Source organism: Streptomyces sp. NPDC001902 (assembly GCF_042891295.1).
Taxonomy (GTDB): domain Bacteria; phylum Actinomycetota; class Actinomycetes; order Streptomycetales; family Streptomycetaceae; genus Actinacidiphila.
In genome coordinates, this window is the sequence record NZ_JBIATA010000044.1 from 1 (window position 1) to 17,031 (window position 17,031).

Genomic DNA, 17,031 nt, shown 5'->3' on the forward strand with positions numbered 1-17,031 from the left:
ACCAGCTTATCAGACTCTTTCGGGCCCGATTCCCGCCGGCGGGGATTTCCTGCTTTTGCGTTTCTGCCTTTCGGCTTTCGCGCTCCCCGACTTTAGCAGATGCTTTCCGTCGGATTTACCGCTCCGCTGTGAGCACGCACGTCTCCGTGGCGTTCTCGTCGCGGGGGTTGTGACAACGTACTGGAGCGGGGCACCCCGATGCAAATCGGGGTGCCCCGCTCCTGGTGGTGCGTCAGACCTCCACGACCACAGGGAGGATCATCGGGCGGCGACGGTAGTTGTCGGAGACCCACTTGCCGATGGCTCGGCGGATGAGCTGCTGCAACTGACGGACCTCTGCGACGCCGTCGGAGGCGGCGCGGGCGAGGGACTCCTCGACCTTGGGGAGTACGTCGTTGAACGCCGCGTCGTCGATCCCGGAACCGCGGGCCTGGACGAACGGGCCGCCCACGACCTTGCCGGTGGTGCTGTCGACGACGATGAACACCGAGACGATGCCCTCCTCGCCGAGGATGCGGCGGTCCTTCAGGGAGGCCTCGGTGATGTCACCGACCGAGAGGCCGTCCACGTACACGTAGCCCGCCTGGACCTTGCCGGTGACCTTGGCGACGCCGTCGACGAGGTCGACGACCACACCGTCCTCGGCGAGGACGCAGCGCTGCTTCGGGATGCCGGTGGCCTGGCCGAGTTCGGCGTTGGCCCGCAGGTGCCGCCATTCGCCGTGGACAGGCATGAGGTTGCGCGGCTTGCAGATGTTGTAGAAGTACACCAGTTCGCCGGCGGAGGCGTGGCCGGAGACGTGCACCTTGGCGTTGCCCTTGTGCACGACGTTGGCGCCCCAGCGGGTGAGGCCGTTGATCACCCGGTAGACCGCGTTCTCGTTGCCGGGGATGAGCGAGGAGGCCAGGACCACCGTGTCGCCCTCGACGATGCGGATCTGGTGGTCGCGGTTGGCCATCCGGGACAGGGCCGCCATGGGTTCGCCCTGGGAGCCGGTGCACACCAGGACGATCTTCTCGTCGGGGAGGTCGTCGAGCGTCTTGACGTCCACGATGAGACCCGGTGGGACCCGCAGGTAGCCCAGGTCACGGGCGATGCCCATGTTGCGGACCATGGAGCGGCCGATGAAGGCGACCTTGCGGCCGCGCTCGTGGGCCGCGTCCAGGACCTGCTGGATGCGGTGGACGTGGCTGGCGAAGCTGGCCACGATGATCCGCTTCTCGGCCTTGGCGAAGACCTGGCGCAGCACCGGCAGGATGTCCCGCTCGTGCGGGATGAAGCCGGGCACCTCCGCGTTGGTGGAGTCGGAGAGCAGCAGGTCGATGCCCTCCTCCGACAGGCGCGCGAAGGCGTGCAGGTCGGTGAGGCGGCCGTCGAGCGGCAGCTGGTCCATCTTGAAGTCGCCGGTGTGCACGACCATGCCGGCCGGGGTGCGGATGGCGACCGCGAGGGCGTCGGGGATGGAGTGGTTGACCGCCACGAACTCGCAGTCGAACGGCCCGATGCGCTCGCGCTGCCCCTCGGCGACCTCGAGGGTGTAGGGACGGATCCGGTGCTCGGCGAGCTTGGCCTCGATGAGGGCCAGGGTCAGCTTCGAACCGATCAGCGGGATGTCGTCCTTCTCCCGCAGGAGGAAGGGGACGGCGCCGATGTGGTCCTCGTGACCGTGGGTGAGGACGATGCCGACGACGTCGTCCAGGCGGTCACGGATGGACGTGAAGTCCGGCAGGATCAGGTCGACTCCGGGCTGCTCCTCCTCCGGGAAGAGCACCCCGCAGTCGACGATCAGCAACCGGCCTCCGTATTCGAAGACCGTCATGTTGCGGCCGATCTCGCCGAGACCGCCTAGCGGGGTGATGCGCAAACCTCCTTCGGGCAGCGCGGGGGGCGGGCCGAGCTCAGGGTGCGGATGGCTCAAAGTATCTCCTCACCACGCACGCCACAGGCCCCGGGCGGACACCCGGGGACACCGTGCGCGCATGACAGCGTGCTTTCTGTTGCGTTGTCCTCATGGAGCGATATTCAGTTCTTAAGTCTTTGGTTACAGCTGTACCCCGCCGGCGGCGAGATCCTGCTTCAACTGTGCCGTCGCGGCCTCGCCGAGCTCCACGAGCGGGAGCCGGAGCGGGCCGCCGGGCAGCCCCTGCAGGGCCAGGGCGGCCTTGGTGGTGATGACGCCCTGGGTGCGGAAGACGCCGGTGAAGACCGGGAGCAGCTTCTGGTGGATCTCGGCCGCCTTGTGGACGTCACCCGAGAGGTACGCCTCGAGGAGGGCCCGCAGCTCAGGGCTGACCAGATGTCCCACGACGGAGACGAAGCCGGCGGCGCCGACGGAGAGCAGCGGCAGGTTGAGCATGTCGTCGCCGGAGTACCAGGCGAGGCCGCTGCGGCTGATGGCCCAGCTCGCGGCGCCGAGGTCGCCCTTGGCGTCCTTGTTGGCGACGATCCGGGGGTGCTCGGCAAGCCGGACCAGGGTCTCGGTCTCGATCGGGACGCCGCTGCGGCCGGGGATGTCGTAGAGCATCACCGGAAGGCCGGTGGCGTCCGCGACGGCGGTGAAGTGCCGGTACAGGCCCTCCTGCGGGGGCTTGTTGTAGTACGGCGTCACCGTGAGCAGGCCGTGGGCGCCGGCACGCTCCGCCTGGCGGGCCAGCTCGACGGTGTGGTGGGTGTCGTTGGTGCCGACGCCGGCGACGACGAACGCGCGGTCGCCCACCGCCTCGAGTACGGCCCGGACGAGCTGCTCTTTCTCCACGTCGCTGGTGGTCGGCGACTCACCGGTGGTGCCGTTGACGACCAGGCCGTCGTTGCCTGCCTCGACGAGGTGGGCGGCGAGCTGCTGCGCGCCGTCGAGGTCGAGGGCGCCGTCCGCGGTGAACGGCGTGACCATTGCGGTCAGGACCCGCCCGAAGGGGGTCTGCGGGGTGGAGGTCGGAGCCATGAGTCCAACGCTACTCGGTGCCGGTGCCGGGACACCCCCTCGGGACCTGCGATGAGGACTCCGGCGCTGCCTGCTCGGGGGTTCAAGCAGCACCGGAATCCGTTTCTGAAGACTAGACGAACAGCATGAAACCCGGCAATCGGAACATTCCGGATGAGTGGTGACCTGCTACGGAGCGACCCGGCCGTTGGCGTTGAAGGCGGCGTGGGTGAGCGGCATGAGCTTCGTCCATTCGGCTTCCATCCGCTCCCCGACCATCTCGATCTCCCGCTGCGGGAAGGACGGGACCGTGGCGAGCTCGTGCTGGGTGCGCAGGCCGAGGAAGTGCATCAGCGAGCGGGCGTTGCAGGTGGCGTACATCGACGAGAACAGGCCGACGGGCAGGGTGGCGCGGGCGACCTCGCGGGCGACGCCGGCCGCCAGCATCTTCTGGTAGGCCTCGTAGGAATGCCGGTAGGAGGCCTCCATGGCGTCCACGACGGCCTGGTGCTGCTCCGGGGACCCGTGCACGAACTCGTACTTCCCGGGGCGGCCCTGCTGCACCAGCTTGCGCTCCGTGGACGGCACGTAGAAGACCGGCTGCAGCTCGCGGTACCGGCCGGACTCCTCGTTGTACGACCATCCGACGCGGTGGCGCATGAACTCGCGGAAGACGAAGATCGGGGCGCTGATGAAGAAGGTCATGGAGTTGTGCTCGAAGGGGCTGCCGTGGCGGTCCCGCATGAGGTAGTTGATCAGGCCCTTGGAGCGCTCGGGGTCCTTCGTCAGCTCCGCCAGGGACTGCTCGCCGGCCGTGGAGACCCGGGCGGCCCACAGCACGTCGGAGTCGGCGGCGCTGTGCTTGACGAGCTCGACGGTCACGTCGTCGCGGAACTGCACGGAATCGTCGGCGGGGATGTCGGTCACCGGGCGTCCTTCCTCATGGAGCTTGGGGCGGCGCCCAGCCTATGCGCCCGCTCCGACATCGCCCGACACCCGTCGACACCGGCCCCACCCCCCGCAAAGCGGAGCAAGGCAGACGCCCGGCGGACCACTGCTGGCCGGTCCCGGCGGGGCCCGCTAGCCTCACCGATGTGTCTCTGCCCTTCCTCGCCGCCGACAGCGGCCACGACGAGTACGCCGCGGACGCCGCCCTTCCGCACCGGGTCCAGGACGGGTGGATCCGTCCCTACCGCCCGGGGCCCTGGCGGGTCGCCGCGGCGGCGATGCTGCTGGTGCTCGCCTCGTACCTGCTCATCGCGGGAGTGATCATGGGGCTCGCGGGCAACGGGCCCGGGGTCGCCGCTACGGTCGTCGCCGCCGTGCTGGCCATCGTCTGCGCGCTGCGTCTGCTGCGCGTGGGGTTCTGGGTGAGCACGCGCGGGCTGCGGCAGGTGGGGCTCTTCTACACCACGACGCTGCCCTGGAACCGCGTCGGGGCCGTCCGTACGGCCCAGCAGCCGGTGAAGTGGCTGGGGCTGCCCCGGACCGTCCAGGGCCAGGCCCTGGTCGTCACGCGGGCGGACGGCCAGCGGTTGCGACCGCTGCTCACCGACCACAACGCGGACTTCCTCGGCCGTACGGAGGCCTTCGACCAGGCGGCCGACGCCATAGAGGGCTGGGCCTCCGAGCTGAGCCGCTGAGGGCTCAGCGGGGGACCACGCCACGCCCCGGTCCGGGAGGCGCACGGTGGCGGGAGGCGGCGTAGAGGCGACAGCCGGGCGTCATCGGGGGTTTGCCTGCGGCTGTTAGCGTCCGGCCGACCCGGCCCGCCGAGGACCTGGAGCGACTCTTGCTCGCACCGCCGCATCCCGACACGCTCCTCACCCATCCCGCGCCGCTGCCCGCGCTGGAACCGCTGCGGGGCCGCACCGTCGTCGTGAAGTTCGGCGGGCACGCCATGACCGACGGGTCGTTGCTGCGCACCTTCGCCGAGGACGTGGTGCGGCTGCGGCGGACCGGGGTGCGGGCCGTGGTGGTGCACGGGGGCGGTCCGCAGATCAGCGCGCAGCTGGACCGGCTCGGCGTACCCGCGCACTTCCTGGGCGGTCAGCGCGTCACCACGCCGGAGACGCTGGACGTCGTGCGGATGGTGCTCGCCGGCAAGGTGCAGCGGGAGCTGGTGCGGCTGTTCAACGAGCACGGCCCGTACGCCGTCGGGCTCACCGGCGAGGACGCGCACACGCTCACCGCGGTGCGCCGGTACGCCGAGGTCGGCGGGGAGCTGATGGACATCGGCCTGGTCGGGGACGTGACGGAGGTCAACACGGCCGCCGTGGACATGCTGCTGGACCACGGGCACATCCCGGTGGTCTCGCCGCTCGGCCGCGGCACGGACGGCGAGGTCTACAACGTCAACGCGGACGCGGCCGCCGGCGCGCTCGCCGCCGCGCTGGGCGCGGAGGCCCTGGTGGTGCTGACGGACGTGCCCGGGCTGTACGCGGACTGGCCGTGCCGGGAGCGGGTGCTGGACCGGCTGACCGCCACCGAGCTGGAACGGATGCTGCCGTCCCTGGGGGGCGGCATGGTGCCGAAGATGGAGAGCTGCCTGCGCGCGGTCCGTGCCGGTGTCGGTACCGCACGGGTGCTGGACGGGCGCGTCCCGCACGCCCTGCTGCGCGCGCTGACCGGCGCCCCCGGCGAGGCCGGGACGACCGTCCTGCCGGGCTGAGGCCGGGCCCCTTTCAGGGGGTCTGCGGCGCCTTCCCGCGCAGGGCGATCGCCCGCTGCATGGCCTTGCGCGCCCGCGGGGTGTCGCGGGCGTCGTGGTAGGCGACCGCGAGCCGGAACCACGTCCGCCAGTCCTCCGGCGCGGCCTCCGTCTCGGCCTTGCGCCGGGCGAAGACCGCGTCGGCGGAGGCGCGGTCGACGCGCCCGCTCGGGGTGCGCACCAGCTCGTCCTCCGGCAGGCCGCCCTCGGCCTCCAGTTCGCGGGCCAGCCGGTCCGCGTTGCGTGCGAACTGCGTCGTACGGACCAGGAACCAGACGCCGACCAGCGGCAGCACGAGCACGGCCACGCCGAGGACCACCGTGACCGGGCGGCCGTCCTGGATCAGCCAGACGCCGCGGGCGCCGGCCAGCACGAAGTACACGACCAGGACGGCCGCGAGGACGAAGTAGGTGATCTTTGCGCGCATGGTGGGAGAACCGGCTCTCGGTTGGTCGTCTCTCGGTCGGTCAGTCGAGGTCCATGAAGTGCTCCAGGCCGAAGGTGAGTCCCGGCGTGGAGACGACCCTGCGCACACCGAGCAGCACGCCCGGCATGAAGGAGCCGCGGTTCATGGAGTCGTGACGGATGGTGAGGACCTCTCCGGCGTCGCCGAAGAGCACCTCCTGGTGGGCGACGAGACCGCGCAGCCGCACCGCGTGCACGGGCACGCCCTCGACGTCGGCGCCGCGCGCGCCGTCCAGGGCGGTGGCGGTGGCGTCCGGCTGCGTGCCGAGCCCGGCCTCTCTGCGGGCGTCGGCGATGAGCTGCGCGGTGCGCACGGCGGTGCCGCTGGGGGCGTCGACCTTGTCCGGGTGGTGGAGTTCGACGATCTCCGCGGACTCGAAGAAGCGGGCCGCCTGGCGGGCGAAGCGCATGGCCAGGACCGCCCCGATGCCGAAGTTCGGGGCGATGAGCACACCGGTGCCCGGCGTGGCACCGAGCCAGCCGCGCAGGGTGTCCAGGCGCTCGTCGGTCCAGCCGGTGGTGCCGACGACGGCGTGGATGCCGTGCCGCAGGCAGAAGTCGAGGTTGCCCATGACCGAGCCCGGGGTGGTCAGTTCCACCGCGACCTGGGCCTCGTTCTCGGCCAGGGTCTCCAGCTTGTCCTCGCGGCCGATCGCCGCCACGAGCTCCAGGTCGTCCGCGGCCTCGACGGCCTTGACCGCCTCGGCGCCCATCCGGCCGCGGGCCCCGATCACACCCACACGGATCTTGCTCATCGTTCCAGTCCTCCGGTCCAGACGTTCGAGACGGTCGGTACGGCTCAGGCTCAGACGACGGACTCGTGCAGGCGGGCGGCCTGCCGGTCCTTCAGCGGGCCTATGACGGCCAGCGAGGGACGCTGTCCCAGGACGTCGCGGGCGACCGCGCGCACCTCGTCGGGGGTGACCGCGGCGATCCTCTCCAGTGTGGCGTCCACCGACATCTGCTCGCCCCAGCAGAGCTCGCTCTTGCCGATCCGGTTCATGAGCGCGCCGGTGTCCTCCAGGCTGAGCACGGTCGAGCCGGAGAACTGACCGATGGCGCGGTGCAGTTCCTCGTCGCTCAGCCCGTGCTCGGCGACCTGGTCGAGCTCCTCGCGGCAGATCTTCAGGACCTCGTGGACGCGGCGCGGCTGGCAGCCGGCGTACACGCCGAACAGGCCGCAGTCCGCGAAGGACGAGGTGTACGAGTAGACGCTGTAGGCGAGGCCGCGCTTCTCGCGGACCTCCTGGAACAGCCGGGAGCTCATCCCGCCGCCGAGCGCCGTGTTGAGCACGCCCAGCGCCCAGCGCCGGTCGTCGTGCCGGGACAGCCCCGGCAGGCCGAGCACGACGTGGGCCTGCTCGGTGCGGCGCTCCAGCAGCTCCACCCGGCCCTGGCCGCGGATCGTGCGGGCGCCGTCGCGCGGCGGGCGGGGAACGGCGTCCGCGTCACGGAGGGCGCCCGCGTCCTCGAAGGCCTTGCGGACCTGGCGGACGACGGTGGCGTGGTCGATGTTGCCCGCGGCGGCGACGACCAGCCGGGTCGGGTCGTAGTGCTTCCGGTAGAAGCGGGCGACCTGGTCGCGGGTGAGGGCGTTGATGGTGTCGACCGTGCCGAGGACGGGGCGGCCCAGCGGGGAGTCGCCCAGCATGGCCGTGGCGAACAGGTCGTGGACCTGGTCACCGGGGTCGTCCTCGGTCATCGCGATCTCCTCCAGGACCACACCGCGCTCGGCGTCGATGTCCTCCTGGCGGATCAGGGAGCCGGTCAGCATGTCGCTGACCACGTCGATGGCGAGCGGCAGGTCGGTGTCGAGGACACGCGCGTAGTAGCACGTGTACTCCTTGGCCGTGAAGGCGTTCATCTCGCCGCCGACGGCGTCGATGGCCGAGGAGATCTCGAGTGCGCTGCGCCGCGCGGTGCCCTTGAAGAGCAGGTGCTCCAGGTAGTGCGTGGCGCCGTTGAGTGCCGGGGTCTCGTCGCGGGAACCGACGCCGACCCAGATGCCGAAGGTCGCGGAGCGCACGGTCGGCAGGGTCTCGGTGACGACGCGCAGTCCCCCGGGGAGGACGCTGCGCCGGACCGTACCGATGCCGTCGGCGCCGGGCAGGAGGGTCTGCGTGCGGACGGCCCGCCCCTTGGTGGAGGGGCGGGCCGTCACGCGTGTGGAGCCGGTGGTCACTTCTCGGACGCGTCCTCGGCCTTGTCGTCGGCCGCGGTCTCTTCGCCCTCGATGACCGGGATCAGCGACAGCTTGCCGCGCTGGTCGATCTCGGCGATCTCGACCTGGACCTTGGAGCCCACGGCGAGGACGTCCTCGACGTTCTCGACGCGCTTGCCGCCGGCCAGCTTGCGGATCTGCGAGATGTGCAGCAGGCCGTCCTTGCCCGGGAGCAGGGAGACGAAGGCACCGAAGGTGGTGGTCTTCACGACCGTGCCCAGGTAGCGCTCGCCGACCTCGGGCATCGTCGGGTTGGCGATGCCGTTGATCGTGGCGCGGGCGGCCTCGGCGGACGGACCGTCGGCGGCACCGATGTAGATGGTGCCGTCGTCCTCGATGGTGATCTCGGCGCCGGTGTCCTCCTGGATCTGGTTGATCATCTTGCCCTTGGGGCCGATGACCTCACCGATCTTGTCCACCGGGATCTTGACGGTGATGATGCGCGGGGCGTTCGGCGACATCTCGTCCGGAGTGTCGATCGCCTCCATCATCACGTCGAGGATGTGCAGACGGGCGTCGCGGGCCTGCTTGAGGGCCGCGGCCAGGACCGACGCCGGGATGCCGTCGAGCTTGGTGTCCAGCTGCAGCGCCGTGACGAACTGCTTGGTGCCGGCGACCTTGAAGTCCATGTCGCCGAAGGCGTCCTCCGCACCGAGGATGTCGGTGAGGGTGACGTAGTGGGTCTCGCCGTCGATCTCCTGGGAGATCAGGCCCATGGCGATGCCGGCGACGGGGGCCTTCAGCGGCACACCGGCGTTCAGCAGCGACATGGTGGAGGCGCAGACCGAGCCCATCGAGGTGGAGCCGTTGGAGCCGAGCGCCTCGGAGACCTGGCGGATGGCGTACGGGAAGTCCTCGCGGGCCGGCAGGACCGGGAGGATCGCCCGCTCGGCCAGCGCGCCGTGGCCGATCTCACGGCGCTTGGGGGAGCCCACGCGGCCGGTCTCGCCGACGGAGTACGGCGGGAAGTTGTAGTTGTGCATGTAGCGCTTGCGCGTCTCGGGCGCGAGCGTGTCCAGCTGCTGCTCCATGCGGAGCATGTTGAGGGTGGTGACGCCCAGGATCTGGGTCTCACCGCGCTCGAACAGGGCCGAGCCGTGCACCCGCGGGATGGCCTCGACCTCGGCGGCCAGGGTGCGGATGTCGGTGACACCGCGGCCGTCGATGCGGACCTTGTCCTTGATGACGCGCTCGCGGACCAGCTTCTTGGTCAGCGAGCGGTAGGCGGCGGAGATCTCCTTCTCGCGGCCCTCGAACTGCGGGAGCAGCTTCTCGGCGGCGAGACCCTTGACGCGGTCCAGCTCGGCCTCGCGGGCCTGCTTGCCGGCGATGGTCAGCGCCTGCTTGAGCTCGTCGGAGACGGCGGCCTCGAGCGCCTCGAACACGTCGTCCTGGTAGTCCAGGAAGATCGGGAACTCGGCGGTCTCCTTGGCGGCCTTGGCGGCGAGGTCGGCCTGCGCCTTGCACAGCACCTTGATGAAGGGCTTGGAGGCCTCCAGGCCCGCCGCGACGACCTCCTCGGTCGGCGCCTCGGCGCCGTCCTCGACGAGCTTGATCGTCTTGGTGGTGGCCTCGGCCTCGACCATCATGATCGCGACGTCGCCGTCCTCGAGGGTGCGGCCGGCCACGACCATGTCGAAGACGGCGTCCTCCAGCTCGCTGTGGGTCGGGAAGGCGACCCACTGGCCGCGGATCAGCGCGACGCGGACGCCGCCGACCGGGCCGGAGAACGGCAGGCCGGCCAGCTGCGTGGAGCAGGAGGCGGCGTTGATGGCGACCACGTCGTAGAGGTGGTCGGGGTTGAGTGCCATGATCGTCGCCACGACCTGGATCTCGTTGCGCAGGCCCTTCTTGAAGGACGGGCGCAGCGGGCGGTCGATCAGGCGGCAGGTGAGGATTGCGTCCTCGGAGGGACGGCCCTCACGGCGGAAGAAGGAGCCGGGGATCCGCCCGGCCGCGTACATGCGCTCCTCGACGTCCACCGTCAGCGGGAAGAAGTCGAGCTGGTCCTTCGGGTGCTTCGAGGCGGTGGTGGCCGACAGCACCATGGTGTCGTCGTCCAGGTAGGCCACGGCGGAGCCGGCGGCCTGACGGGCCAGGCGGCCCGTCTCGAAGCGGATCGTACGGGTGCCGAAGCTGCCGTTGTCGATCACGGCTTCGGCGTAGTGGGTCTCGTTCTCCACTATGGGGATTCTCCTCTTTCGTGCCCCCGGGCGTCTTCCCGGGAGCCGTCGGTGGAGGGGCGTCCCGCCGGGCCGGTCTTCGATCGAAGCCACCGGGACGTACCTGCTGCCCGGGGGCCACTACCGAGGACCGGCTCTGGTGGCGTTTAGGAGGACGCTCCCTCCGCATGCTCTATGGCGTTGTGTATGGGACCAGACTACAAAGCTTCGGTCCCGGTCTCGCGCCCAGCGCGGTCCCGTACGTACGCCAAGGGAGCGGCTCCCGGACGGGAACCGCTCCCTTTACGGCGTCTCAGCGGGCGCCGGCCGCGCCACGGCGGATGCCGAGGCGCTCGACGAGCGCACGGAAGCGCTGGATGTCCTTCTTGGCCAGGTACTGCAGCAGGCGGCGGCGCTGGCCGACCAGGATCAGCAGACCACGACGGGAGTGGTGGTCGTGCTTGTGGGTCTTGAGGTGCTCGGTCAGGTCCGAGATGCGGCGCGAGAGCAGCGCGACCTGGACCTCGGGGGAGCCGGTGTCGCCCTCCTTGGTGCCGAACTCGGCGATGATCTGCTTCTTCGTCGCGACGTCGAGCGACATACGGTCTCCTTGTGGTGTCGGTGCCTCCGAGCGCCCCTGGTCTGCGTCACAGGAGAAGCTGCGATGACTCGGAAGGCATGACGCGCCGCGCATGGGCGGACGCATCGGTCACACAGAGTACCACCCCGGGCCCGGTGCGATGTCCGGGGCCGGGGTGGTGGTGCTGCGGGCGGCTCGCGGGCGTCCCGGCTCAGCCGCTGGTCATGCCGCGGGCCTCGGCGTACAGGTCGAGGACCGCGAGGGCGAGCGGGATCAGGGAGAGCAGCACGGTCGCCTCGGCGAGGTCGAGCATCCGGCCCCAGAAGGGGGTGACGCCCTTGCTCGGGACGATGAGGGCGATCGCGACCAGGAGGGTGGCGCCCAGGGCCACCGCGGCGGACAGCCACACGGTGCGGATGTCGAGCGAGGAGTGGTTGCCGCGCAGCAGGTCGGTGAGGACGTCGGTCGGCAGGTTGAGGGCGAGGCCGATGATCAGCAGCCCGATGGTGATCACACCGGCCACCATCAGCGTCACGACCTGCGAGGTGTAGCGGAACAGCCGGGCGCGCATGAGTGTCGCCAGGCCCATCGCGAGGGCGAGCAGCTGCGCCCAGGCGCTGTCGGAGAAGCCGAGCACGACGCCGGCGGAGCCGACGATCGCGGCCGCGCAGCCGCCGACCAGCCCCAGCAGCAGCTCGTGGCCGCGACGGGCCTGGTTGGTGATCCGGTCGAAGTCGACCGGCTCCTCCTCGCCCTGCCGGTCGCCGTCGCCGCGGTGCCGGGCCTGGACCTGGTCGGGCGAGCGGAAACCGATGGGCAGCCGGGCGAAGCGGGCGGACCAGCCGGGCAGGAAGCCGATGACGGCGATCATGACGACGGCGGTGACGGCGGCCGCCTCGCGCGGCGCGGCGTCCGTGAGGATCGCCACGAAGGTGGCCACGGTGCCGACGCCGGCGGTGAAGGAGGCCGCGACGAACGGCGCGTCGCCCTGCGGCAGCATCAGCACGAGGAGCACGGCGGCGATGAGCACCACGACGCAGCCGATGAGGAAGTGCAGCCGGCCGGGTCCCTCGGTCTTGCCGACGCCCATGACCCCGGAGCCGGCGACGAGCAGCAGCGGCAGGGAGGCGAGGCCGAGGGCGACGGCGGAGTGCCGGTCGTCGTACACGCGGGCGCGCACCGAGGCGAGCGCCACCAGCACCAGGCCCGCGGCGCCGGCGAGGATGCCGGGCAGGCCGTGCATGTCGTGCTTGACCGGCTCGGAGAACCAGAGCACGAAGGCCATGAGGGCGAGCAGGATGACGCCCGCGGTCAGGCCCACGCCGCGCATGAGGCCGTCGTTCCAGCTGCGGCGGTCGGTCTGGACCGCGGCGGCGACGGCATCGACGACGTCGTCGAACACGGCGGGCGGCAGCGAGTCCGCGAACGGACGCAGCAGCAGCAACTCGCCGTCGTGGACGCGCTGCTCGGCCAGGGACAGGGTGTCGTCGAGGACACGCCCGTCACGGCGGACCAAGTTGTAACCGGTGGGGGCGGCTTCGTCGGGCGTCTGGCCCGACAGGCGCAGTATCTCGGGATGGATGTCGGAGAGCGGTACGTCCTCCGGAAGTGCCACATCGATCCGGCTGTTCGGCGCCGCCACCGTGACTCTGCAGAATCCCGTCGCTGAGATCGTGCTCACCTGGAGTGGTCCCCCTCGTCCGGTGATGGATGGGTAGAGGTCGGGTCCACGCGGCCGTCCAGGGTCGGACCCCCGTTCCGCGCTTCGCGATCCGTCACCCTACCGGGTACCCCAAGTCCCTTGTCCCTCACCCGTCCCAGTGCCCTGTGACTGTCATGCCCAGTAGGATCGCCACCTGCCTGTGGTCCAATGCCCGCCCCGTGCGGGGGCGGAGCGCGACCGGGACGTGTCATACGGGGGACCGTCGCCACGGGGGCGGCCCGAAACTGCGATTCGCGTGAAGGACTGGTGCATCGGTGAGCGTGGTCGTCATCAAGCGCCCGCCGCGGGTTTACCCGCCGGAGGTGCCGAATGAGGAGGTACGGCTCGAAGCCCCGCCCGAACTGCCACGCGGCGAGGACCAGGGCCTGTTGATGAACCTGCTGCCGATGCTCGGCATGGGTTCGTCGGCGGCGTTCTTCTTCCTGCCGACGGGGTCGGGGACCTCCGGCGGGTTCATGAAGGTCATGGGCGTGCTCATGATGGGCTCCACCGTGGCGATGGTGGTGGCCCAGATCGTGCGCTCCCGCAAGGGGCCGTCGGGGCAGATGGCGGAGGCCCGCCGGGACTACCTGAAGTACCTGGCGCAGATACGCCGCGGGGTGCGCAAGACCGCCCGCAAGCAGCGCGACGCACAGTATTACCTGCACCCCGCGCCCGAACAGCTGTGGGCGCTGGTCGCCGAGGGCTCGCGGGTGTGGGAACGCCGGCTCACCGACCCCGACTTCGCGCAGGTGCGGGTGGGCCTGGGGCCCCAGCAGCTGTCGACTCCGCTGGTGGCGCCGGAGACCGCCCCGGTGGACGAGCTGGAACCGCTGACCGCGCACTCGATGCAGCAGTTCATCGCGGCGCACGGTTCGCTGGACAACCTGCCGCTGGCGGTGGGCCTGCGCTCCTTCTATCACGTGACGGTCTCCGGTGACCCCGACACCGTCTACGGCCAGACCCGCTCCATCGTGGGCCAGCTGTGCTCCCTGCACTCGCCGGAGGACCTGGTCGTCGCCGTCGTGGCGGCGCCCGGCGCGCAGTCGGAGTGGGAGTGGGTCAAGTGGCTGCCGCACGCACAGCACAAGGAGCACGACGGCGCGGGCTCGCGCCGTCTGATATGCGGCGACCTGGGTGAGGTCGAGGAGCTGCTGGCGGACGAGCTGGACGGCAGGCCGCGCTTCAACCGCGAGGGCCAGACGGTGCTGGACCAGCCGCACGTGGTGATCGTGCTGGACGGCGGCGGCGTGCCGGCGGACTCCGTGATCGCCTCCGCCGAGGGCCTGCAGGGCGTCACGATCCTGGAGGTCGTCCCCGGCGAGCTGGACGAGGCGCGTGGCTCGCTGTCCATCCAGGTGTGGCGCGACCAGCTGTACCTGGAGGCCGGGGCCGGCACCTTCACCGGCGTCCCCGACGTGCTGTCCCCCGTACAGGCCGAGTCGCTGGCGCGGCAGCTCGCGCCGCTGCGGCTGGGCGCCGCCGACGCCGACGAACCGCTGCTGGCGAACCTGGACTTCACCGACCTGATGGGGATCGGCGACGCCTCGTCGGTGGACGTCGCGCGGACCTGGCGGCCGCGGACCCTCCACGAGCGGCTGCGGGTGCCGATCGGCCTGGGCGAGACCGGGGAGCCGGTCATGCTGGACGTCAAGGAGGCCTCGCAGGAGGGCATGGGCCCGCACGGCCTGTGCGTCGGCGCCACCGGCTCCGGCAAGTCCGAGCTGCTGCGCACGCTGGTACTGGGACTGGCCGTGACGCACTCCTCGGAGACCCTCAACTTCGTGCTCGCCGACTTCAAGGGCGGCGCGACCTTCACCGGCATGGGCACGATGCCGCACGTGTCGGCGGTCATCACCAACCTGGCCGACGAGCTCACCCTGGTGGACCGCATGCGCGACTCCATCACCGGCGAGCTGACCCGCCGCCAGGAGCTGCTGCGGCAGTCCGGCAACTACGCCAACATCACGGACTACGAGAAGGCCCGCGCGGCGGGCGCGGCGCTCGACCCGCTGCCCTCGCTGATCCTGATCATCGACGAGTTCTCCGAGCTGCTCGCCGCCAAGCCGGACTTCATCGAGATGTTCATCCAGATCGGCCGCATCGGCCGTTCGCTGGGTGTGCACATGCTGCTGGCCTCGCAGCGCCTGGAGGAGGGCAAGCTGCGCGGCCTGGACACCTTCCTGTCGTACCGCATCGGTCTGCGGACCTTCTCCGCCGCCGAGTCGCGCACCGCGATCGGCGTGCCCGACGCGTACCACCTGCCCAACGTCCCCGGCGCGGGCATCCTGAAGTACGGCACCGACACGATGGTGCAGTTCAAGGCCGCGTACGTGTCCGGCACCTACCGGGCGCCGGGCACGAGGACGGCGAGCGGGGCACGCATCGACCGCTCCCCCGTGCTGTTCACCGCCTCGCCCGTGCCCGTGCGCATCGTCACCGAGCCGGAGCCGCAGCCGCGCGCCGGGCAGGTGGACGACGCGCTGGCCGACACCGTGCTCGACGTCATCGTCGGCCGGCTGGAGGGCCAGGGGCCGCCCGCCCACCAGGTGTGGCTGCCGCCGCTGGACGAGCCGTTCAGCGTCGACCAGGTGCTGCCGCCGCTGACGGTGAGCGCCGAGCGGGGTCTGCACGCCGACGGCTACACCGCCACCGGCAAGCTCCAGGTGCCGGTCGGCCTGGTCGACAAGCCCTTCGAGCAGCGCCGTGACGTCATGTACGCGGACCTGTCGGGCTCCGGCGGTCACGCGCTGGTCGTCGGCGGCCCGCAGTCCGGCAAGTCGACGCTGGTGCGCACCCTGATCGCGTCGTTCGCGCTCACCCACACCCCGAAGGAAGTGCAGTTCTACGCACTGGACTTCGGCGGCGGCGGCATGCTCGCCCTCGACGGGCTGGCGCACGTCGGCGGGGTGGCCTCGCGCCTGGACGCGGAGAAGGTCCGCCGTACGGTGGCCGAGGTGCACGGCATCCTCAACGCCCGCGAGGAGTTCTTCCGCACCAACGTCATCGACTCGATGAACACCTTCCGCTCCCGCCGGGCCTCGGGGCACTTCCCCGACCAGCCCTGGGGCGACGTGTTCCTCGTCATCGACGGCTGGAGCACCTTCAAGACCGACTACGAGATGCTCGACCCGGTCATCAACGACATCGCCACCCGCGGTCTGGGCTTCGGCATCCACCTGGTCATCACCGCCACCCGCTACACCGAGATCCGGCCCGCACTGCGCGACCAGGTTCTCAGCCGGCTGGAGCTGCGGCTCGGCGACCCGATGGAGTCCGAGTTCGACCGCAGGCGCGCCGAGAACGTGCCGGTCGGCAAGCCGGGCCGCGGTCTGTCCCCGGAGAAGCTGGACTACCTGGCGGCGCTGCCCCGCGTCGACGCCTCCTCGAACGTGGAGGACCTCTCCGAGGGCATGGCGCAGTTCGTGGCCACGGTCAACGCCAACTGGTCGGGTCCCACCGCGCCGAAGGTGCGGATGCTGCCGACGATGCTGCCGTCGACCGAGCTGCCCAAGGGCGGCGACTTCTCCGACCGCGGCATCGCGATCGGCGTGGACGAACTCACCCTGTCGCCGGTGTTCGTGGACTTCGAGACCGACCCGCTGTTCGTCATCTACGGCGAGAGCGAGTCCGGCAAGTCCTCGCTGCTGCGGCTGATCGCCAAGCAGGTCAGCGAGCGCTACGAGTCCGGCAAGGCGCTGTTCGTGGTCTCCGACTTCCGCCGGGCGCTGCTCGGCCAGGTCCCGGAGAGCCACGTGTACAAGTACTGCGCCTCCGGTCCGCAGCTGCAGGAGGTCATGGAGTCGCTGGCCGGTTCCATGAGCCGCCGGATGCCCGGCCAGGACGTCACGCCCGAGCAGCTGCGCAACCGCAGCTGGTACAGCGAGCCGGACGCCTGGGTCTTCGTGGACGACTACGACCTGGTCGCCACCTCGATGGGCAACCCGATGCAGGTGCTGATGGAGTACCTGCCGTTCGCCCGTGACCTGGGTCTGCGCATCGTGCTGTCGCGCAGCACCTCGGGGGCGTCTCGGTCGTCCTTCGAGCCGTTCCTGACCCGCGTCAAGGAGCTGGGCGCGACCGGTGTGCTGCTCTCCGGCGACCCGGGCGAGGGACCGGTCTTCGGCAACGTCAAGGCGTCCAGGCTGCCCCCGGGCCGTGCGCAGTTCATCACGCGGCGCCGCGGCAACCAGCTCATCCAGACCGGCTTCCTGCCGGAGAGCTGAGCCCGTTCCGGCGCGCGGCGCCGGGACACGCGAGCGGGGGCGGGC

General features: G+C 70.9%; 12 protein-coding genes. 3 read left to right on the top strand and 9 right to left on the bottom strand.

Features of this window, described 5'->3' with window-relative positions:
* Nucleotides 1-232: 232 nt before the first annotated feature.
* The 3 genes from ACFYYN_RS41060 to thyX form a co-directional block, all read right to left on the bottom strand.
* Nucleotides 233-1,918, bottom strand: coding sequence for a ribonuclease J (locus ACFYYN_RS41060; protein ID WP_500333953.1), 1,686 nt, complete (start codon nucleotides 1,916-1,918; stop codon nucleotides 233-235).
* A gap of 123 nt (nucleotides 1,919-2,041) precedes the next feature.
* Entirely contained in the window at nucleotides 2,042-2,941 is a 900-nt protein-coding gene (dapA, locus tag ACFYYN_RS41065; protein ID WP_500325853.1) for a 4-hydroxy-tetrahydrodipicolinate synthase, read from the bottom strand.
* A gap of 168 nt (nucleotides 2,942-3,109) precedes the next feature.
* Nucleotides 3,110-3,847: an FAD-dependent thymidylate synthase gene (gene thyX, locus ACFYYN_RS41070; protein ID WP_500325851.1), complete on the bottom strand. Its 738-nt coding sequence runs from the start codon at nucleotides 3,845-3,847 to the stop codon at nucleotides 3,110-3,112.
* A gap of 167 nt (nucleotides 3,848-4,014) precedes the next feature.
* Between thyX and ACFYYN_RS41075 the strand changes: the two genes are divergently transcribed.
* Nucleotides 4,015-4,563: an SCO5741 family PH domain-containing membrane protein gene (locus tag ACFYYN_RS41075; RefSeq protein WP_499514350.1), complete on the top strand. Its 549-nt coding sequence runs from the start codon at nucleotides 4,015-4,017 to the stop codon at nucleotides 4,561-4,563.
* 149 nt (nucleotides 4,564-4,712) lie between these two features.
* A complete protein-coding gene (gene argB, locus ACFYYN_RS41080) occupies nucleotides 4,713-5,591 on the top strand; it encodes an acetylglutamate kinase (RefSeq protein WP_500549864.1) in 879 nt (292 codons plus the stop codon).
* Nucleotides 5,592-5,604: 13 nt separating this feature from the next.
* Here argB and ACFYYN_RS41085 read toward each other — a convergent pair whose 3' ends face one another.
* From ACFYYN_RS41085 to eccD, 6 genes are all read right to left on the bottom strand, one after another.
* Entirely contained in the window at nucleotides 5,605-6,057 is a 453-nt protein-coding gene (locus ACFYYN_RS41085; RefSeq protein WP_499514348.1) for a hypothetical protein, read from the bottom strand.
* Nucleotides 6,058-6,097: 40 nt separating this feature from the next.
* On the bottom strand, nucleotides 6,098-6,850 hold the full coding sequence (gene dapB, locus ACFYYN_RS41090; protein ID WP_500549865.1) for a 4-hydroxy-tetrahydrodipicolinate reductase: 753 nt from the start codon (nucleotides 6,848-6,850) through the stop codon (nucleotides 6,098-6,100).
* Nucleotides 6,851-6,900: 50 nt separating this feature from the next.
* Entirely contained in the window at nucleotides 6,901-8,277 is a 1,377-nt protein-coding gene (locus ACFYYN_RS41095; RefSeq protein WP_500549866.1) for a M16 family metallopeptidase, read from the bottom strand.
* The gene (locus ACFYYN_RS41100; protein ID WP_499514345.1) at nucleotides 8,274-10,499 is read right to left on the bottom strand and encodes a polyribonucleotide nucleotidyltransferase; all 2,226 of its coding nucleotides are present in this window, start codon (nucleotides 10,497-10,499) and stop codon (nucleotides 8,274-8,276) included. Before ACFYYN_RS41100 ends, ACFYYN_RS41095 begins: the two co-directional genes overlap by 4 nt.
* 292 nt (nucleotides 10,500-10,791) lie before the next feature.
* Complete coding sequence (gene rpsO / locus ACFYYN_RS41105; protein ID WP_361804583.1) at nucleotides 10,792-11,079, bottom strand: 30S ribosomal protein S15; 288 nt, start codon at nucleotides 11,077-11,079, stop codon at nucleotides 10,792-10,794.
* A gap of 190 nt (nucleotides 11,080-11,269) precedes the next feature.
* Nucleotides 11,270-12,739, bottom strand: coding sequence for a type VII secretion integral membrane protein EccD (gene eccD, locus ACFYYN_RS41110; protein ID WP_500325844.1), 1,470 nt, complete (start codon nucleotides 12,737-12,739; stop codon nucleotides 11,270-11,272).
* 296 nt (nucleotides 12,740-13,035) lie between these two features.
* Here eccD and eccCa point away from each other — a divergent pair, with 296 nt between their 5' ends.
* Nucleotides 13,036-16,986, top strand: coding sequence for a type VII secretion protein EccCa (gene eccCa / locus ACFYYN_RS41115; protein ID WP_500549867.1), 3,951 nt, complete (start codon nucleotides 13,036-13,038; stop codon nucleotides 16,984-16,986).
* The last annotated feature ends 45 nt before the right edge of the window (nucleotides 16,987-17,031 follow it).